This is a genomic window from Rhodococcus sp. ACPA1 (genome assembly GCF_002300195.1).
GTDB classification, from domain to species: Bacteria; Actinomycetota; Actinomycetes; order Mycobacteriales; family Mycobacteriaceae; genus Rhodococcus_F; species Rhodococcus_F opacus.
Map to the genome: position 1 here is coordinate 96168 of NZ_NSDX01000005.1, position 19278 is coordinate 115445.

Below are 19278 nucleotides of genomic sequence, written 5' to 3' on the forward strand. Positions count from 1 at the left end.
CAGTTGTGAAGATAATTCTCGACATTGAGGTACTGGCTCGCGACTATTCGAATGCCGGCGCCCCTAGCCGGTCGTCGTCGAACGATGTTCGGAGAGTGGCTTCGCCCCGTGAGTACTTATTAACCGCCCGCCGTTAACAAGTACTCACGGGTGGCGGAGCCGCAGGATCAGCATGGCCGTGTGCAGCGACGTCCGGGACTCGGCGTCGTCCAGGTCGACACCGAGCAGTCGCTGGATCGTGGCCAGTTTCGCGTAGAGCGTGGGGCGAGAGAGGTGGAGCTGTTTCGCGAGTTCGGTCTTGTTGCCACCGAGTTCGAGGAAGCTGCGCAGGACGTCGACACTGTCGCCGCCGTGTCGCGCCTGATGTTCCAGCAGGCCACGGAGTTCGGTCTCGGCGAAGGCCTGCACCCGCGGATCGGTCCGGATGAGGGCGAGCAGCCCGCGCAACCGGATGTCGGCCGCTCGGTGAAAGACCTTGTCGCCCGGTGGCAACGACAGCGCGACCTCGGCGATGTGAGCGGATTCCGTCAGGCCGCCCGCGGCGTCCAGGAGCCGGGTCGATTCGGGACCGACGCCGATCGTGCAATGGAGGACGCCGTCCAGCCGGGTGAGCGCGGCACGGATCGCCGCACAGAGTTCGGACAGCGCGTCGGGTGTGGACGCCGGCGGATGCGACAGGAGCAGGTCGATCTGTCCGGCGCGGGTGTTCGCGGTGAGTGCGGTTTGCCGCGACGTCCGGACAGCGTGGCGGACGGCGTCCAGCATGTTCACACGTCGCCGCTGCGCGAGAACCTGGTCGGCGCTGGCGGTTTCGCTGACCCGGACCGTCATCGGCAGGTAGGTCAGTGCCGGCCGGAGGCCGAGCGCATGGGCGCGCGCCGTCGCCTCGGCCTCGTCCTGGATGCGTCCGCGGCGGAGTTCGTCGATGAGCCCGCTCTGGGCCTGCTGCTCGAGCGCGGTCCGGTCCTGCTCGACCATGCGGTTCAGCGCGAGCGCCTGCGCGGCACGCTCGAGGGTCATCCGCGCCCGACCTTCGGCGGCGACGGGGCGAGGGGCGACGAGTCGTCCCCACTCCTGCCGATGCGCGCCGACCGGCGTCGTCGTCCACGACTCCGGGCCGTCGATCGCGGTCTGATGCGACACGGGCGTCAGCCGCGACCGACGTTCCCACTCGGCGAGGAGATCCGCCGCCGTGGTTCCCTGCGCCGCGAAGGCCAGTACCTGCCGGTTGAGGTCCTCGAGCACGATCGGGGCGCCGAGCATGCCGGCCGCGGCGTCGACGATCTCACCGAGCGACGCCCGCTTCATGCTCAGGTCGGTGAAGACCTCGTGCACGTGCCGGGCGAACGCGACCTCGTCGTACTGCTCCGCGACGATCGATCGGTGCACTTCCTCGGTGACCTCGACGAACCGGATCTGGCGGTGCAGTGCGATGACGGGAAACGACAGTCTGTCGGCGGCGCGCGCTACTCCTTCCGGCACGGTGTCGACGTGGACGCCGAGTTCGACGACGAGTCCGGCTGCGCCCGCCGCCGCCAGTCCCTCCAGGTACGCCACGCTCGACGAGTCGTCCGCGAGCGGCTGGCCGGTGGTGAGGACGAGTTCGCCACCCTGGAGGAGATTCGACAAGTCGGGTAGATCGCTGACGTGCACCCAACGCACCGGCCTGTCGAGCGGTCCGCCGCCGATCACCTCGGGTGTTCCCGCCTGCACGACCGGGAGCGCCAGGATGTCGACGATGGTGGGCTGCATTTACACAGTGTAAATCAGAAGTCGTATTTCCTTACAGAACGTCGGGCTTCAGCGCCTTGTCGGCGGACCAGAGTGAAGACATCGCACTTCGCGCGGAGTTTCCGCGTATCGGCTCTCTCGGTAAGGACACCCATGACACACAGCGATGGCGCAGCGCAGACCCGGACCATCCCACACTGGTTCGACAACAAGAGTTTCACGGGTACGAGCGGTAACACCGCTCCGGTGACGAACCCGGCGACCGGTGCCGTCACCGGTCAGGTCGCCCTGGCCGGCGTCGAGGACGCCCGCGCCGTCATCGACGCCGCCGCCGCCGCGTTCCCCGCCTGGCGCGACACCTCCCTCGCCAAGCGCACCCAGGTGATCTTCACATTCCGGGAACTGCTCAACGCCCGCAAGGGCGAGTTGGCGGAAATCATCACCGCCGAACACGGCAAGGTCGTCTCCGACGCATTGGGTGAGGTGAGCCGCGGCCAGGAGGTCGTCGAATTCGCCTGCGGCATCGCACACCTACTCAAGGGCGGCATGACCGAAAACGCCTCCACCAACATCGACGTCTCCTCCCTCCGCCAGCCCGTCGGCCCGGTCGGCATCATCTCCCCGTTCAACTTCCCCGCCATGGTCCCGATGTGGTTCTTCCCCATCGCCATCGCCGCCGGCAACACCGTCGTCCTCAAACCGTCCGAGAAGGACCCGACCGCCGCGATCTGGATGGCCGAACTCTGGGCCGAAGCCGGACTCCCCGCCGGCGTCTTCAACGTCCTCCAAGGCGACAAGACCGCCGTCGACGAACTCCTCACCCACCCCGCCATCAAGGCCATCAGCTTCGTCGGCTCCACCCCCATCGCCCAGTACGTCTACGCCACCGGCACCGCCCACGGCAAACGCGTCCAAGCCCTGGGTGGGGCGAAGAACCACGCCATCGTCCTGCCCGACGCCGACCTCGACCTCGCCGCCGACGCCATGGTCAACGCCGGCTTCGGCTCCGCCGGCGAACGCTGCATGGCCATCTCCGCCCTGGTCGCGGTCGGCGACATCGCCGACGAACTCGTGACCAAGATCAAAGAGCGCACCGACACGTTGAAGATCGGCGACGGCACCCGCGACTCCGACATGGGCCCGCTGGTGACCAAGGTGCACCGCGACAAGGTCGCCTCCTACATCGACGCCGGCGAAAACGACGGGGCCACCATCGTCGTCGACGGCCGCACCGTGCACGCACATGGCGGTGCGGACGGGTTCTGGCTCGGCCCCACCCTGATCGACCACGTCACCACCGACATGAGTGTGTACACCGACGAAATCTTCGGACCCGTCCTCTCCGTCATCCGCGTCGACTCCTACGACGAGGCCCTGGAACTGGTGAACTCCAGCCAATTCGGCAACGGCACCGCCATCTTCACCAACGACGGCGGCGCCGCCCGACGGTTCCAGAACGAGGTCGAGGTCGGCATGGTCGGCATCAACGTCCCCATCCCCGTCCCCATGGCCTACTACAGCTTCGGCGGCTGGAAGAACTCCCTCTTCGGCGACACCCACGCCCACGGCACCGAAGGCGTCCACTTCTTCACCCGCGGCAAGGTCGTCACCACCCGCTGGCTCGACCCCAGCCACGGCGGCCTCAACCTCGGATTCCCCCAGAACAACTGAGCCGGAAAGGACCTACGGTCATGACGACGACAGTCTCCCAGGAACTCTTGCCCACCGGTCAGTCCCTCGACGCGGCCCGTGCCGAAGGGGAGCGCGCGTATGCCCTCGACCGCGCGCACGTGTTCCACTCGTGGTCCGCGCAGGAGCAGATCACCCCGATGACGATCCTCGCGTCCGAGGGTTCGTACGTGTGGGACGGTGCCGGGAACCGCATGCTCGACTTCTCGTCCCAGCTCGTCAACACGAACATCGGGCACCAGCACCCCAAAGTCGTTGCCGCCATCCAGGACCAGGCCGCGAAGCTGTGCACCATCGCACCGCAGTACGTGAACGACGCCCGCTCCGAGGCCGCGCGGCTGATCGCCGAGCGGACCCCGGGTGACCTGAACAAGGTGTTCTTCACCAACGGTGGCGCCGACGCCAACGAGCACGCGGTGCGCATGGCTCGGCTGCACACCGGCCGCTACAAGGTGCTGTCGCGGTACCGCTCGTATCACGGCGGCACGGACACGGCGATCAACCTCACCGGCGATCCGCGGCGGTGGCCCAACGACTACGGCAACAGCGGAGTCGTCCACTTCCACGGACCGTTCCTGTACCGGTCGCAGTTCCACTCGGAGAACGAGCAGCAGGAGACCGAGCGCGCGCTCGAGCACCTCGACCAGCTGATCCGCCTCGAGGGGCCGAACTCGATCGCAGCGATCGTGCTCGAATCGGTTCCCGGGACCGCGGGGATCATGGTGCCCCCGCCTGGTTACATGGCCGGTGTCCGCGAAATCTGTGACCGCTACGGCATCGTGTTCATCGCCGACGAGGTGATGTCCGGGTTCGGCCGGACCGGAAAATGGTTCGCGATCGACCATTTCGGTGTCGTTCCCGACCTGATCACCTTCGCGAAGGGGGTCAACTCCGGCTACGTCCCGCTCGGTGGTGTCGCGATCAGCGAGAAGATCGCGGCGACGTTCGCCAACCGGCCGTACCCCGGCGGGCTCACCTATTCGGGACATCCGCTTGCCACTGCAGCCGCCGTCGCGACGATCAACGCGATGGAGGACGAGGGGATCGTCGAGAACGCGGCCCGGATCGGCAGCGAGATCCTCGGTCCCGGACTGCGTGGCCTTGCCGACCGGCACCCGTCGATCGGTGAAGTCCGCGGACTCGGCGTGTTCTGGGCGATCGAACTCGTCGCCGACCGTGCCACGAAGGAACCGCTCGCTCCGTACGGCGCCTCCAGTCCGGCGATGAACGAGGTGATCGCGGCGTGCAAGGCAGGAGGATTGCTGCCGTTCGCCAACTTCAATCGCATTCACGCTGTGCCGCCGTGCACCGTCACCGAGGCCGAGGCCCGTGAGGGGCTCGCGATCCTCGACACGGTTCTCGACATCGCGGACGCGCACCGCAACTCCTGACACACCCCGTCTGCCGACACACCCGTGTCCCGACACTCGATCCGTCCCGCGGTCAATGGCGCCCGCGGGGCGGATCTTTCTCATTTCCCACGAAAACACACGGCGCCCGGATCTCAACGGAGAGAATCTATGAGCTCGACCACGTCCACGCTCGCACTGTCCCTGCCGGAAGGCTATGTCGAAGAACGGGATCGGCCACCGGCTCCCGACGTCGCCATCCTCGACCGATTGAGTGCCGATGCATTCGACCTGCACGTCGACACCGTCGGACCGAACGAGAACCGGCAATTCCGGGTCACGCTCTACAGCGGAGGCTCGACCGTGTCGCTCGAGCGGGTGCTCCGACTTCTCGGGAGCCTCGACCTCGAGGTCGTCGACCAGCGGACGTCGGTGTTCCGCCGCACCGACGGACTGGTGTGCCGGCTCTACGACTTCCGGGTGTCCGCGGGACCGCTCGTCACGTCCGCGGTGGCGTCGGGATCCGTCGAACCCGAGGCTGTCCTGGAGACCTTTCGTGCGATGTGGTCGCGTCGCGCGGAGGCGGATCGGTTCAACGTGCTGGTGCTCGCTGCCGGCCTGGACTGGCGGGAGGTCGTGCTCCTGCGCGCGTACGCCCGCTTTCTGCGGCAGAGTGCTCTGCCCTACGACCAGGGCCGGATCGAGGCGGTCCTGCTGTCGCGTCCCGAGTTCGCGTCGGCGCTCGTGGATCTGTTCCATGCGCATTTCGATCCATCCCGTCCCGGTGGCGGCACGTCCCGCGACGACGAGGTCGAACAGCGCGCGCGCCGAGTCGAATCGCTGCTCGCCGACGTGGAGGGCCTCGACGCCGACCGCATCCTGCGCGCCTACTCTGGCCTCGTCGCGGCGACGACCCGCACCAACTTCTATCGGGACGGAGCGCTCGGTCCGGCTCGTCCCCAGTTGTCGCTGAAGTTCCGCTCCGCCGAGATCGACGAGCTTCCGCGGCCGCGGCCGTTCTACGAGGTCTTCGTGTATTCACCGGACATGGAGGGCGTGCACCTGCGGTACGGACCCGTCGCGCGCGGCGGGCTCCGCTGGTCCGATCGCCTCGACGACTACCGCACCGAGATCCTCGGACTCGTCAAGGCGCAGGCAGTGAAGAACGCCGTCATCGTGCCCGCGGGCGCCAAGGGCGGATTCGTCGTGCGCAACCCGTCGTCCACCGGCCAGGACTGCTACCGCCAGTTCATCTCCGGGCTGCTCGACGTCACCGACAACCGTTCGGACACAGCCGAATCGATTCATCCCGACCGGGTCGTCTGCCGGGACGGCGACGACCCCTACCTCGTGGTGGCGGCGGACAAGGGCACTGCCACGTTCTCCGACGCCGCCAACGACGTGGCCCGGACGTACGACTTCTGGCTCGGTGACGCGTTCGCGTCCGGCGGTTCGGTCGGCTACGACCACAAGAAGATGGGCATCACCGCGAAGGGTGCATGGGTGAGCGTCACCCGGCATCTGGCCGAACTCGGTATCGATGTCGACCGTGACAGTTTCACGGTGACGGGGATCGGCGACATGAGCGGCGACGTCTTCGGGAACGCCATGCTGGCGAGTACCGGCATCGGGCTGGTCGCCGCGTTCGACCACCGCCACATCTTCGTCGACCCCACTCCCGGCACGGAGCAGGCCTGGAAGGAACGCTACCGGCTGTTCGAGCTGCCGCGATCGTCGTGGGCCGACTACGACCGGACCCTCATCAGTGCAGGCGGCGGCGTCTGGTCGCGTGAGAGCAAATCGATTCCGGTGAGCAGCCAGATGCGGACGGCGCTCGGTCTCGCTCCGTCGGTGACGACGTTGACGCCGCCGGAGATGATCCGCGCCATCCTCGCCGCCCCGGTGGATCTCCTGTTCAACGGCGGAGTCGGGACGTACGTCAAGGCCTCGTCGGAGTCGCACACGGATGCGGGTGACAAAGCGAACGACACCGTCCGGATCGATGCGGGCCGGCTGCGCGCGCGGGCCGTCGCCGAGGGCGGCAACCTGGGCATGACTGCGCTCGCCCGCATCGAGTTCGCCCGGACCGGTGGGCTCGTCAATACGGATGCACTGGACAACTCGGCCGGAGTGGACTGCTCGGACCACGAGGTGAACATCAAGATCCTGCTCGACTCACTGCCCGTCGACCGGCGGCTGGACCCGGCCCGGCGCTCGGACCTGCTCGGGGCGCTCACCGGCGACGTGTCGGAACTCGTGCTCGCCAACAACCGTGCGCAGAACCGGGTGCTCGGCGACGCCCGGTCGAACGCCCACCGGATGGTGGACGTGCACTCGAGGATGGTGAACGACCTGGTCGACAAGCGCGGTCTGGACTGCGAGCTGGAGGCGCTTCCGAACCCCGACGGCTTCGCCGAATTGTCGGAGGCCGGGCAAGGACTGACCTCGCCGGAACTGGCGACCCTCCTCGCCCACGCCAAGCTGGATCTGAAAGCGGAACTCGAGGATACGGACGTCTTCTCCGACGGGTACTTCTCCGAACGGCTCGGCGCGTACTTCCCGGCCGCGCTGCGCACCGTCCTCGCCGTCGACGCGCATCCCCTCCGCCAGGAGATCCTCGCCACCGAGATCGTGAACGACATCTTCGCCCGCGGCGGACTCACGTACGCGTACCGGCTGCGTGAGGAGACGGGGGCCGGGCCCGCGGATGTGGTGCGCGCGTTCGCCATCACATCGGAAGTGTTCGGGCTTGCGCAACTCTGGTCCGACATCGCCGCGGCGAAACTACCACCGGCGACGGAGTACGAACTGGTCGTCGAGGCCCGCCGGCTGCTCGACCGGGCGTCGCGGTGGTTCCTCGCCAACCGTCGTCAGCCGCTGTCGGTGGACGCCGAGATCGACAATTTCCGGGGCGAAGTCCACACGCATTCCGGCGACGTCGGCGGATGGCTCCGCGGCGCGGAGGTGCTGGCGATGGAGGACACGCGTCGCTCCTACGACGAGGCGGACGTCGAGACGTCCATCGCCCGGCGTATCGCGGACGGCCTCTACCGGTTCAGCCTGCTCGACATCGTGGACGTCGCCCGCGAACTGGAGCACGACGTCGCCGAGGTGGCGCCGCTCTACTTCGCCCTCTCCGATCACCTCGGCGTGGATCGGTGGCTGATCAAGGTGTCGGCGCTTCCGCGGGGTGAACGGTGGCACACCCTCGCCCGGGTGGCGCTGCGGGACGACCTGTACCGCTCCGTCCGGCTCCTGACCCGGGACGTACTGTCGTCGGGGGAGCCCGGCGATGCGCCGGACTCCCGGATTCTGCTGTGGGAGAATGCGAACCGGGCGAGGATCGAGCGTGCACGCCGGACGTTGGCGGAGATCGACGCCGCGTCCACCCACGATCTCGCGTCACTGTCGGTAGCGGCGCGTCACGTGCGATCGATGGCGGATCTGCACTGACACAACGTGCTTCGCGCCTGTGAGTACTTATTAACGTCGGGCGGTTAACAAGTACTCACGGGTGCGAAGCGCACGACGACGCCGGGGCGCAGCAGGGCGGGGGGAGTGCGTTCGGCATCCCAGATCGGTTCGTCGGTGGTGCCGATGAGTTGCCACCCGCCGGGCGAGCTGCGGGGATAGATTCCCGTGAACTCCCCGCCCAGAGCCACGGTCCCGGCGGGGACGGAGGTCCGAGGCGTCGAGCGACGCGGGACGTGCAGCTCGGGTGCGCCGCCGGTGAGGTAACCGAAACCCGGTGCGAAGCCGCAGAACGCCACCGTCCACGGTGTTCCGGTGTGTGCGGCGACGACGCCGTCGACACCGAGACCGGTCAGCTCGGCCACGTCCTCGAGGTCGGGACCGTCGTAGCGCACGTCTATCCGGATCTCGTCGGGGGCATCCTCGGCGACCGTCGCCTCCGATTCCGTGGTCCGCACCCACTTGGCGACGCGGTCACGGCTGGTCGCGCCGTGGTCGAACCGCACCAGGATGGTGCGCGCCGCCGGAATCACCTCGACGACCCCGGGTGGCCGGGACTTGTCGAGCGCACGAAAATGCGCGAGTACGGTGCCGAGATCCTCGAACTCGGCGAGGACCGCGCTTTCTCCGACGTCGAGGATGCGCATCACACGAACGGCTCCACCGTGATGCCCTCGGTGTCGAGCAACGACCGGATGGCGGTGGCCATCTCGACGGCTGCGGGCGTATCGCCGTGGACGCAGACTGATTCGGCGGTGACCGTGAGTACCGTGCCGTCGACCGCTTCGAGGGTGTGATCGGCGACGAGCCTGCGGACCCGTTCGGCCACCACCGCGGGATCGTGCAGGACGGACCCGTCCGTCGTGCGCGGCACCAGCGTTCCCTCGGGTGTGTACGCGCGGTCCGCGAACGCCTCGGTGACCGTCCGCAGTCCGGCCTTCTCGGCCTCCTCGAGGAACACGGAACCGGGCAGACCGAGGACGGGCAGCGTCTCGTCGTACGCGCGGACTGCCGCGACCACCGCGCGGGCCTGCTCGCGGTGGTGGACGATCGCGTTGTACAGCGCGCCGTGCGGTTTCACGTACGCCACCGCGGAGCCGGAAACCTGGGCGAGACCGTCGAGGGCGCCGATCTGATAGACGACGTCGGCCGTCAGGTCGCGTGGGACGATGTCGATGAACCGGCGTCCGAACCCGGCGAGGTCGTGGTAGCCCACCTGCGCGCCGATCCGGACTGTCAGCTCGGACGCCGCCGAACAGGTGGACAGCAGCGTCGCGGGATCGCCCGCATGAAACCCGCACGCCACGTTGGCGCTGGTCACGAGCTTCAGCATCGCCAGGTCGTCGCCGAGGGTCCAGGCGCCGTAGCTCTCGCCGAGGTCGCTGTTCAGATCGATTGCCGGCACATATTCGATACTAGGGTTCCGAGTGCCGTCTTGTAGATTCTCTCGCGGGGGCGGAACCGGTGAGGGTCCTGCTGCGTCAGAACAATTGACCGTGCGTGGTGGACTGCGCCATCGGAGGGGGAAACGTGACCGACCCGGCATACATCAAGGATCCCGAGAACTTTCACTCGGATCAGTGGGATCACGCGAGGATCGCGAGCGCCGTCGCCGGCATGAATGTCGAGCACGTCAGCGGCATCGCACGAGCCTGGACCGAACTGGGGACGACGGCCCACGACGCGATCGTCGAGTTCAGCGACGCGATCAAGAAGACGATCGGCGACAGCTGGCACGGTGCAGCCGCGTCGGCGGCCTACGGCGAGACCGAGCGGTACTCGACCTCCGCGCCGCAGGCGCAGGCACAGCTTCACGGAGTCGCGGACGCGCTGACGCCGCTGGCGGAGACGGTCGCGTCGCTCCGGTCGCAGGTTCCCGAAACCATCGGCACCGGACTGTGGGACAAGTTGACGCCCTGGGACACGGACACCGAAGACGAGTACTACCGGCGCGAGGGCGAAGCGCGCGAGAAAATGGCCACGATCTACAACCCCGGACTCGCGACCTCGGACGGCAACGTCCCGTCGTTCACGAAACCGGAGAGCATCGTCGACGTTCCTGCGGGTCCGGCCGGGCCCGGTGTCGACTCCGCGAGCGGCACCCCGGGTTCGAGCGATCGGCTCGGTGGACCGAGCGCCGGGCAGCCGAATTCCGGCGACGCTCCCGTCAGCGACCCGTCCGGCGAGCCTGGTGTGGACGGCGCACCCGCGGACGGCACGCAGCAGAATGCAGCAACCGCGCCGTCGGCTGCCGCCACACCGGCGACGACGGCCCCGGCCTCGGTGACGGGGGATCAGGCGCAGAGCCGGTCGGGCATGCCTCCCAGCGCCGATTCGTCCGCTGGTGCCGGCTCGCGATCCGCAGGTGTGGGTGTGGGTTCCGGTGGCGGCGGACTGGGAGTCGGCGGACTCGGCGGTGGCGTCGGCGCCGGGAACCGGCCGGGGGCCGTGGCCCGGCCCGGCACCGCACCCGGGGTCGCGGGGGTCAACGCCGGAGGTCGCGCGGGTGCCGGAATGCGGGGTACCGGCCCGATGGGTGGGGGAATGATGGGCGGCGGAGGAGCCGCCAAGGGTGGCGGCGAGGACAAGGAACACAAGACACCCGACTACCTGATCACCCTCGACAACGGTAACGAGTTGATCGGCACACTGCCCCTCGTCTCGCCGCCGGTGATCGGCGCATGAACATGCGCAATTGGCGGCTGCGTCCAGAACTGTTCGACGCGCTGTGGGCCGGTACCGGGCAGGACCGCATCCCGTACCCGTTCCGAATCGTGAGCGCGCACCCCGGGCTCAATGCGTATGTCGCCGAGCAGAACCGGATACGCGAAGCGTTCGCGGGAGCCGAACACGACGATGTGAGGTCGGCGTTGGGCGTGCTCGCCGAGCCCGAGGTGTATGTCGAGATCTCCGGTTCGACCGCCGACGAGACCCCGATCCGCATCATCGGTGCGCAACACCGGCAATGGGTGGTGATCGCTTCGCAACTCCCCGGCCGGGCACCGCGGATCGGTGGCGACGTCGTGATCGGCGCCGGTGCGGCCGGGCGACTGGGCACCCAACTGATCGGGCTGATCCCGCAGAACGCCGCAGGCCGACGCCGGTTCCAGCGGCGCGACGAACAGGACACCCACTTCTCTCGGGGAATCCTGCAGGAGGTCAATCGGGTGGCCCCCGCCCCGCGACTCGAATCCGCCGTGCAGAAGGGATACGCGGGACGCGGGAAGATCCGGGTCTTCCGTGGTCCTCGCTACGGCAGCGGCAGGGACGTCGGCGTCATGCAATGGATCGACATCGCCGGCGACGGACGCTACGTGATCGGACCGCACGATCCCGCCGCCGCGCACCCCGCAGGCCCCGAACAGCTCGTATCGTCGCTCGACACCCTGATCAGGGTCGGTACGACTCCTCGAGCAGGTTCGGTCGGTGCCCGCGGTTGGTAGATTGCCACGCGCCGGCGATTGCACAGGTGGGGACACAGCAGGACACACAGAGGAGACACCGACATGGCGGGGCCAGAAGCACCGGAAGCCGGATGGAAGGCTTTCACCGAGAACGTCGTCGGGGGAGGCAGGCTCGAACTCGACCCCGCCGGCATAGAGCAGTGCATCAAGCTGTGCCAGGAGCATGCGGATCGCATGAAACTTCTCGGAGGCAGAGCGCGCCGAGAACTTCGCGCCACGGATCTTGGGCTGGGGGAACAGGACATCGAGTCGGCCAGGCAACTTGCACGAAAGTTTGATGAGAAGGCGATCGGCGGAGATGGCATCGAGTTCGGCAACAGTGCGGTGGGCTTGTTTCTGGCTCACGAAACCTACGCATCGGACATGAAGTCGATGTTCGAGGCTGTATTGGCGAGCTACAAAGAGCAGGACGCTGCAACCGCCGCGCGATTGGGATCCGTTGGAGTGCAACTGTGAGGCGTTACTCATATCGCGCGATGATGGGGGCGCTGAGCCTGCTGTCAGTGGTCGGGGTCGGCGCGTGCTCGCAGCCGGTCGATGGGAAGCCCGCTGGAGAACCTGCTATCGAGATTTCTTACCAGCCATGCGACGCCCTCTCGCCGGAAGCGCTTGCCGCGGCGAGGATCGATGCGGCCCCGCCTGACCGGATGCCGGATCGAAATGACCCGCCGAATCATGCGTGCGGATTCTTGTCTCGAGACCCTTATTACGTAGCTGTCGTATCCGCGATCGGCGCATCCATCAGCGGCATCGCGAGCGACGACCGCTTCAACATCCTGAGTGAGACCGAGATCGGCGGGCGGCGTGCTCTGGTGTCGGATTTCCGCGGCGGTAGTGCGTGCACGGTGTCGGTGGCGATCGAGCCGGGGATTCTCGAGTTCATGATCGGGTACAGCGAGTTGGAGGATTTCACAACAGTCGACGCGGCGTGCGATCAGGCGACGAAGGTGGCGACGACGTTGGCGCCCTATTTCCCTGACCACCTGTAGTGGCGGCTCAGTGCGTGTGTGCGTGGGTGGGGGTGATGCGTCCCGCGTTCTTGCGTCGTGAGGAGCCGCTGAGCCGGCACACGAGGTAGATGACGAACGAGATCGTGGTGACGAAGCTCGACACGGGCACTCCGGGTGCGAGGGACAGCAGGATGCCGCCGACGGCGGCGAGTTCGGCGAACACGATCGACAGGATCGTGGCCTTCAGTGGGCTGGCGGTGACGTAGGCGGCGGCCGCGGCGGGGGTGATGAGCAGCGCCATCACCAGCAGCGCCCCGACGATCTGGACGCCGAGGGCGGCTGTGATGCCGACGAGCACGGCGAACACGATCGACAGCGCACGGACGGGGACGCCGCGGGCCTCGGCGACGTCGGGGTCGGTGCTCGCGAAGAGGAGGGGGCGGTAGATGAGGCCGAGGACCCCGATGACCAGCACGGCGCAGAGCAGCAGCAGTTGGAGGCCGCTGTCTCCGGGCGCCACGATCTGGCCGATCAGCAGTGAGAAACTGGTGCCGGTGCGCCCTTGGTACGACCAGATGAACAGCACCGACAGACCGAGTCCGAACGCCATGATCACGCCGATCACGGAGTCGCGGTCGCGGGCCTTCGCGCCGAGCAGCCCGAACAGGACCGCCGCGACCACCGACCCGGCGATGGCGCCGGCCCCGACGCTGACTCCGATGAGCAGGGCCGCCGACGCGCCGGTCAGCGACAGCTCGCTCGTGCCGTGCACGGCGAACGACATCTGCCTGCTCACGATCAGCGGGCCGATGGCTCCTGCCAGCAGGCCGAGGATTGCGCCGGCGATCAATGCCTGCTGGACGAAGTCGTACTGCAGGAGGTCGACGGTGGCCGAGACGTCGAACATGTGCGACATCGCGTCGGTGAATTTGTTGCTCATGCGTGTCCCTCGTCCGTGTGGTGCACACCCTCACCGGGGCGGAGGCCGCCCGCGCTGCCGAGCGCGTCGATGGCGTCGCCGGTGCCGATGACGACGAGGCGGCCGCGTACGTGCAGCACCTCGACGTCGGTGCGGTACAGCTCGGACAGCACTTCCGACGTCATGACCTCTTCGGGTTTGCCGATGCGGAACTGTCCGTCGACGAGGTAGAGCACGCGGTCGACGAGGGGGAGGATCGGGTTGATCTCGTGGGTGACGAACAGCACCGCGGTGTCGTGGGTGCGGCGCCGCCGGTCGATGAGTCCCGACACGAGATTCTGGTTGGCCAGGTCGAGGCTGAGCAGCGGTTCGTCGCACAGCAGGATCTGCGGGTTGCCGACGAGGGCCTGCGCGATTCGCAGTCGTTGCTGCTCACCGCCGGACATGGAACCGATCGGTGCGTCCGCGTAGTTCTGGGCGCCGACTTCGGCGATGGCGGCGTCGACGATCGCCCGGCGCCGGCCTCGCCGGAGGATGCCGGTTCCCCACTGGTGGCCGTCGACGCCGAGCCCGACGAGGTCGCGGCCCCGCAGCGGCAGCCCGTCGTCGAGCGACTTCTGCTGAGGGATGTACCCGACGTGCGAATTGCCCTTCCGCGCCGGGGATCCGGCGATGCGCGCGGTACCGGAGCTGAGGGCGAGCTGGCCGAGCAGCACCTTCAGCAGCGACGTCTTGCCCGACCCGTTGGGTCCGAGGACGGCGACGAATTCGCCGGGTTCCACGGTGAGGTCGAGGTCCTGCCAGAGTGTGCGTTCGCCGAAGGACAGTCGCGCCCCCGTCAATTCCAGTGCGGGGACGCGACCGTTGCCGGCGTTCTTCGAAGTGGGTTCTGTCACAAGCCGATCAGTTCTATTGCAGAGCCGCAGCAAGCGACTCGGCGGTGTTGGTCTGCCACTGAATGTAGTCCAGGCCTTCGGGCAGGGTTTCGGTCACCTCGACGACGGGGATACCCGCTGACTCGGCCGTGGCCCGCACGTCCTGGGTGACCCGGTCCTGCGTCTGCACGTTGTAGACGAGGGCCTGCACCTGCTTGTCGGTGAGCAGCTGTCGTGTCGCGGCGATGGCGGCGGGTGCGGGGTCGTTGCCGTTCTCGATGGCGCTCGTGAAGTCGGGCGGGGTGACGTCCTTCAGGCCCGCGGACTGCAGCAGGTAGTAGGCGATCGGTTCGGTCTGGGCGACGGGTGCGTCCTTGTGCGCTGCCGCGATGCCGTCGGTGATCGCGGAGATCTGCTCGAGCTGACCGTGGAAGGTGGCGGCGTTGGCCTTGTAGGCGTCGGCGTTGTCGGGGTCGAGTTGGCCGAGCTTGTCCGCGATGGACTGCGCGGTGGCGTCGACGGTGTCGACGTCGAACCAGACGTGTTCGTTCACGTCGCCGTGGTCGTGGCCCTCGTGCGAGTCGCCACCGTCCGAGTGCTCGTCCTCGCCCGCGTGCGCGCCGCCCTCGAGGAGGTCGAACGCGTTGACCGTGAGCTGGTCGCTGTTGCCGGTGCCGATGATGTCGTCGACGAAGTGGTCGTACCCGCCGCCGTTGTAGACGATCAGGGAGGCGTCGGTGAGCGTGGCGGCGTCGGTGGGGCTCGCCTCGAACGAGTGCGGGTCGGACGACGGTTCGGTGATGATCGAGGTGACGTCCACCTTGTCGCCGGCGACGGCCTGCGCGACGCTGCCCCACACGTTCGTCGACGCGACGACGGTCAGCGTGCCGTCGCCGGTCGTGTCGGAGCTGCACGCGGTGAGGGTGAGGGCCGCGGCGAACGACAGCCCGACGGCCGCCGTGGCGGCACGAAAACCTGAGGAAGCGCGCACAGAAAACTCCTGACCGAAGACGAACGCTAAACGCTATTGGAAACCGTTACCGTTGCACTTTAGCGGATAGGTCCTGGTAGTGCACTTTCGGTGCAGCCCCGACGCGCCCGAACGCGGGCCAGGTACTAACGTCCCCCTATGCCCAGGTCTCGACAGCCTCGTCGCCAAGCCACGCTGGCGTCGCTCGCGGCCGAGCTCAACATTTCGCGCACGACGGTGTCGAACGCCTACAACCGGCCGGATCAACTCTCCGCGGAACTCCGCGACCGGGTGCTGCAGGCGGCCAAGCGCCGCGGCTATCCCGGCCCGGACCCGGTGGCCCGCTCCCTGCGCACCCGCAAGGCCGGTGCCGTGGGACTGCTGCTCACCGAGGCCCTCAGCTACTCCTTCCGCGACCCCGCCGCGATGAGCTTTCTGTCCGGACTGGCCGAGTCGTGCGAGGCGGCCGGGCAGGGTCTGCTGCTGATTCCGGCGGGCCCGGGTCGCGAGGAGGCGGACGCCGCCGCGGTCGTGCAGCAGGCGGGCGTCGACGGGTTCGTCGTGTACTCGGTGGCGGACGACGACCCGTATCTCGCGGCGGTGTGCGAGCGTCACCTGCCGATGGTCGTGTGCGATCAGCCGCGGGAGATCCCGGGGGCGTCGCTCGTCGGCATCGACGACCGCGGCGCGATGCGGGGCCTCGCGGACTATCTGATCGGGCTCGGCCACCGCGACATCGGCGTGCTGAGCATGAGGCTGGGGCGTGACCGCTCGGATGGGGTCGCCGACGCCGAGCGTTTGCGGTCACCGAACTTCCACGTCCAGCGCGAACGCATCGAGGGAGTGCGCGACGCCATGTCCGACGCCGGCCTGGACCCTCGGACGCTGACCGTCGTCGAGCGGTTCGAGCACACCGGGAAGTCGGGGCACGCCGCTGCCGCGCAGGCACTGGGCGTGAATCCGCGGATCACCGCGCTCGTGTGCACCACCGACGTCCTCGCGCTCGGCGCGCTGGACTGGGCGCGCTGGCAGGGCATCGACGTGCCCGGCCGGCTCTCGATCACCGGATTCGACGGAGTCGACGACGCACTGCGCGAGGGCCTGACCACCGTGCGGCAACCCCAGGAGGAGAAGGGGCGCCGGGCAGGCGCCCTGCTCATGTCCCCGTCGCACTCCGGCGTCGCGACCGTCGAGATGCTCGAAACCGAACTGCTGCGGGGTTCGACGGCCGGGCCCGCCAAGCGCTGACCCGGCCATCCCACACACGCTAGGCCAGCAGCTGAGCGCAGCGCAGCAGTCCCAGGTGGCTGTACGCCTGGGGGTGGTTACCCAGTGACCGCTCGGCGACGGGGTCGTACTCCTCGCTGAGCAGTCCGGTCGGCCCGGCGGCGTCGACGAGTTGCGCGAACAACGCCTCCGCTTGCGACCGCTGACCGATCAGCAGGTACGCCTCGACCAGCCACGCCGCGCAGAGGTGGAACCCGCCCTCGGTGCCGGGCAGTCCGTCGTCATGGTGGTACCGGTACACGGTCGAACCGCTGCGCAGTTCCGCCTCGGTGGCCGTGACGGTGGCCGCGAACTTCTCGTCCGACGGGTCGATCAGCCCGGACAGCCCGATGTACAGGGTGGCGGCGTCGAGGTCGGTGCCGTCGTAGGCGGCGGTGTACGAGCGGACCTCGTCCTTCCAGCCCTTCTCGCGCACCTCCTCGGCGATCTTGTCGCGCAACGGCGTCCAGCCGGGCTCGATGTCGCGGCCGAAGTGCTCGGCCAGCGCCACCGCACGGTCGACGGTGACCCAGCCCATCACCTTCGAGTACACGTGGTGACGCGGGTTGTCGCGGATCTCCCAGATGCCGTGGTCGGGTTCGAACCAGCGACGTTCGACGGCCTCGACCATGGCGCAGACCAGTTCCCAGTCGCGGTCGTTGAGCGGCACCAGGGCGCCCTGCTTCTCGCGGGCGTGGGACAGGTCGTGGATGAGTTCGACGATGGGCCCGAACACGTCGAGTTGCACCTGCTGGTTGGCCGCGTTGCCGATGCGGACCGGCCGCGAGCCCGCGTAGCCGGGCAGCGAGTCGATGACGGCCTCGGGCGGCAGACCGCCACCGTGCAGCGTGTAGAGGGGGTGCAGGCGTTCGGGGCCAGGCAGCGTCTCGAGGACGTCGTGCACCCAGTCGAGGTAGCCCTCGGCCTCGCTGAGGGATCCGAGACTGACGAGCGCGGACGCGGTGAGCGCCGCGTCACGCAGCCAGCAGTAGCGGTAGTCCCAGTTGCGGACGCCGCCGATCTCCTCGGGCAGCGAGGTGGTGGCCGCCGCCATGATCGCTCCGGAGTCGACGTGCACCAGGCCGCGGAGGGTGAGCGCGGAGCGCTTCATCAGGTCGGGTTTGAGCGTGGGCAGGGTGAGGCTCTTCGCCCAGTCCGACCAGTACGATTCGGCCAGTGCGCGGCGCTCCTGCTCGGGCGTCTCCGACGGTCCGAGTTCTTCGGTGCCGCACCGCAATTCCAGGACGACGTCGCCGCCGGACGGGTCGACGACGGCGTGCGCGGTCTGCTGGTTGCCGTCGGACGTGACGTTCCACTGCACGCCGGGGGAGCGCAGCACGATCGGCTCGTTGGTGCCGTGCACCCGCAGCCCCTCGGATACTGCCTCGAGGATGACCTGGCCCTGCCCGAACTCGGGCCGCGGTGCGAACGTCACGACGGCGGCGGCCTGCCCGCTGATCACCCGGGTCAGGTCGGTGCGGCCCTGGCGGACGTCGTGCGGCAGGTAGTCGGTGACGGACAGGCTGGCCCACCGTGTCTGCACGGTCATGGTGCTGTCGATGTACCGCTGGCTCAGCGGCAGCGCGCTGCGGTGCGGGCCGACGCTGAAGTGGCCGGCTTCCGGTCCGCCGAGCAGGTGCGCGAACACGGACGCCGAGTCGGGTTCGGGATGACACAGCCAGGTGAGAGTCGCGTCGGGGGTGACGAGGGCGACGGTCCGCGGGCTGGCGAGCATGGTGAGGCGCTCGATCGGCGGCGCGTGTGCCCCGGACAGCCAGGTGCGGCGCTCCTCGAGCAGGAACGCGAGGGCCGCGGCCACGTCTTCGGTGGTCGACACCCGGAATTCGGCGAGACTCTCGCCGGGGCCCACCTTCACGCCGAGGTCGGGGCCCTGGAGACGGGCGAAAGCCTTCTCGTCGGTGACGTCGTCGCCGACGAAGACGGCTGCCGTCGCACCGTCCTGGTGGCGGATCAGGTCGAGCGCATGACCCTTGTCGGTCGCGACGACGGCCAGTTCGATGACGGACTTGCCCTCGGTGATCTGCACACCCACGCGCTGTCCGGCGTCGGCGCGCACGGCGGCCAGGGCCAGGGCGCCTTCCTCCGCGTCGGCGTTGCGGACGTGGAGGGCGACGCTCGCCGGCTTCGCTTCCACCGACGTGCCGGCGTGCAGCGCGGCGATCCGGGTGAGTTCCTCGGTGATCTCACCGAGAAGTTTCTTGGCGTCGGCGTCGATCGCATGGATGAACCCGATGTCGAATTCCGAGCCGTGGCTGCCGACCAGTTGAACCTCGGCGGGCAGCCGCGACAGCGCGGCGAGGTCCTTGAGTGCCCGGCCCGAGATCACGGCCGCCGTCGTTCCGGCGAGGCTGGCCAGGGCGCGGAGAGCGCGCACCGATTCGGCGTGGGGGAACGCCTTCTCGGGGTCGGAGACGATGGGGGCCATCGTGCCGTCGTAATCGGAAGCGACGAGCAGACGAGGGGTCCGCGCAACCCGCGAGAGGGCACGACGAAGTTCGATGGGCAGATCATGGGCGCTCACATGTTCAAATCTAGGGGATGTGACGGCTGTGAGCGCGTTGTCGGCCGGGGCT

The 19278-nt window shown here is 68.3% G+C and carries 15 protein-coding genes; 8 read left to right on the plus strand and 7 right to left on the minus strand.

The genetic code is table 11. The features are described from left to right. Positions 1–144 precede the first annotated feature (144 nt). Positions 145–1752, minus strand: coding sequence for a PucR family transcriptional regulator (locus CJ177_RS24860; RefSeq protein WP_005244891.1), 1608 nt, complete (start codon positions 1750–1752; stop codon positions 145–147). A 132-nt stretch (positions 1753–1884) separates the two neighbouring features. Between CJ177_RS24860 and CJ177_RS24865 the strand changes: the two genes are divergently transcribed. From CJ177_RS24865 to CJ177_RS24875, 3 genes are all read left to right on the plus strand, one after another. Then, the gene (locus CJ177_RS24865) at positions 1885–3402 is read left to right on the plus strand and encodes a CoA-acylating methylmalonate-semialdehyde dehydrogenase (RefSeq protein ID WP_095868872.1); all 1518 of its coding nucleotides are present in this window, start codon (positions 1885–1887) and stop codon (positions 3400–3402) included. Between the two features lie 20 nt (positions 3403–3422). Further along, on the plus strand, positions 3423–4811 hold the full coding sequence (locus tag CJ177_RS24870) for an aspartate aminotransferase family protein (protein WP_095868873.1): 1389 nt from the start codon (positions 3423–3425) through the stop codon (positions 4809–4811). A gap of 129 nt (positions 4812–4940) precedes the next feature. Further along, on the plus strand, positions 4941–8222 hold the full coding sequence (locus CJ177_RS24875) for an NAD-glutamate dehydrogenase domain-containing protein (protein ID WP_095868874.1): 3282 nt from the start codon (positions 4941–4943) through the stop codon (positions 8220–8222). A gap of 44 nt (positions 8223–8266) precedes the next feature. On the opposite strand, the gene pxpB is transcribed toward CJ177_RS24875, so the two are convergent. Together pxpB and CJ177_RS24885 are read right to left on the minus strand one after the other, a co-directional pair. Next, complete coding sequence (gene pxpB, locus CJ177_RS24880) at positions 8267–8887, minus strand: 5-oxoprolinase subunit PxpB (protein ID WP_005244878.1); 621 nt, start codon at positions 8885–8887, stop codon at positions 8267–8269. Further along, positions 8887–9645, minus strand: a complete 759-nt coding sequence (locus CJ177_RS24885) for a LamB/YcsF family protein (RefSeq protein WP_005244877.1) — start codon at positions 9643–9645, stop codon at positions 8887–8889. Before CJ177_RS24885 ends, pxpB begins: the two co-directional genes overlap by 1 nt. Before the next feature lie 125 nt (positions 9646–9770). Here CJ177_RS24885 and CJ177_RS24890 point away from each other — a divergent pair, with 125 nt between their 5' ends. The 4 genes from CJ177_RS24890 (at position 9771) to CJ177_RS24905 (ending at position 12693) form a co-directional block, all read left to right on the plus strand. Further along, entirely contained in the window at positions 9771–10925 is a 1155-nt protein-coding gene (locus tag CJ177_RS24890; RefSeq protein WP_095869220.1) for a hypothetical protein, read from the plus strand. Then, positions 10922–11683, plus strand: a complete 762-nt coding sequence (locus CJ177_RS24895; protein ID WP_005244875.1) for an ESX secretion-associated protein EspG — start codon at positions 10922–10924, stop codon at positions 11681–11683. The genes CJ177_RS24890 and CJ177_RS24895 overlap by 4 nt, the downstream gene beginning before the upstream one ends. Positions 11684–11746: 63 nt before the next feature. Then, on the plus strand, positions 11747–12160 hold the full coding sequence (locus CJ177_RS24900) for a hypothetical protein (protein ID WP_061701023.1): 414 nt from the start codon (positions 11747–11749) through the stop codon (positions 12158–12160). Positions 12161–12180: 20 nt separating this feature from the next. Then, entirely contained in the window at positions 12181–12693 is a 513-nt protein-coding gene (locus tag CJ177_RS24905; protein WP_061701024.1) for a DUF3558 family protein, read from the plus strand. Positions 12694–12700: 7 nt separating this feature from the next. Here CJ177_RS24905 and CJ177_RS24910 read toward each other — a convergent pair whose 3' ends face one another. From CJ177_RS24910 to CJ177_RS24920, 3 genes are read right to left on the minus strand one after another with little or no spacing between them, the layout of a single operon-like run. Beyond that, positions 12701–13594 (minus strand): metal ABC transporter permease, encoded by an 894-nt coding sequence (locus CJ177_RS24910; RefSeq protein ID WP_005566094.1) that lies wholly within the window; start codon positions 13592–13594, stop codon positions 12701–12703. Further along, positions 13591–14469: a metal ABC transporter ATP-binding protein gene (locus CJ177_RS24915; RefSeq protein ID WP_005244871.1), complete on the minus strand. Its 879-nt coding sequence runs from the start codon at positions 14467–14469 to the stop codon at positions 13591–13593. The genes CJ177_RS24910 and CJ177_RS24915 overlap by 4 nt, the downstream gene beginning before the upstream one ends. Before the next feature lie 13 nt (positions 14470–14482). Beyond that, positions 14483–15439 (minus strand): metal ABC transporter solute-binding protein, Zn/Mn family, encoded by a 957-nt coding sequence (locus CJ177_RS24920; protein ID WP_095868875.1) that lies wholly within the window; start codon positions 15437–15439, stop codon positions 14483–14485. Positions 15440–15577: 138 nt separating this feature from the next. On the opposite strand from CJ177_RS24920, the gene CJ177_RS24925 reads away from it, so the two are divergent. After that, positions 15578–16666 (plus strand): substrate-binding domain-containing protein, encoded by a 1089-nt coding sequence (locus CJ177_RS24925; protein WP_061043583.1) that lies wholly within the window; start codon positions 15578–15580, stop codon positions 16664–16666. A 19-nt stretch (positions 16667–16685) separates the two neighbouring features. On the opposite strand, the gene otsB is transcribed toward CJ177_RS24925, so the two are convergent. Beyond that, positions 16686–19226, minus strand: coding sequence for a trehalose-phosphatase (otsB, locus tag CJ177_RS24930; RefSeq protein WP_095868876.1), 2541 nt, complete (start codon positions 19224–19226; stop codon positions 16686–16688). Between the last annotated feature and the right edge of the window lie 52 nt (positions 19227–19278).

Coding starts and splice junctions, on each gene's coding strand:
- CJ177_RS24900 (WP_061701023.1), top strand. CDS start 11,747: ATGGCGGGGCCAGAAGCACCGGAAGCCGGATGGAAGGCTTTCACCGAG.
- CJ177_RS24865 (WP_095868872.1), top strand. CDS start 1,885: ATGACACACAGCGATGGCGCAGCGCAGACCCGGACCATCCCACACTGG.
- CJ177_RS24895 (WP_005244875.1), top strand. CDS start 10,922: ATGAACATGCGCAATTGGCGGCTGCGTCCAGAACTGTTCGACGCGCTG.
- CJ177_RS24910 (WP_005566094.1), bottom strand. CDS start 13,594: ATGAGCAACAAATTCACCGACGCGATGTCGCACATGTTCGACGTCTCG.
- CJ177_RS24870 (WP_095868873.1), top strand. CDS start 3,423: ATGACGACGACAGTCTCCCAGGAACTCTTGCCCACCGGTCAGTCCCTC.
- CJ177_RS24860 (WP_005244891.1), bottom strand. CDS start 1,752: ATGCAGCCCACCATCGTCGACATCCTGGCGCTCCCGGTCGTGCAGGCG.
- CJ177_RS24905 (WP_061701024.1), top strand. CDS start 12,181: ATGATGGGGGCGCTGAGCCTGCTGTCAGTGGTCGGGGTCGGCGCGTGC.
- CJ177_RS24925 (WP_061043583.1), top strand. CDS start 15,578: ATGCCCAGGTCTCGACAGCCTCGTCGCCAAGCCACGCTGGCGTCGCTC.
- CJ177_RS24875 (WP_095868874.1), top strand. CDS start 4,941: ATGAGCTCGACCACGTCCACGCTCGCACTGTCCCTGCCGGAAGGCTAT.
- pxpB (WP_005244878.1), bottom strand. CDS start 8,887: ATGCGCATCCTCGACGTCGGAGAAAGCGCGGTCCTCGCCGAGTTCGAG.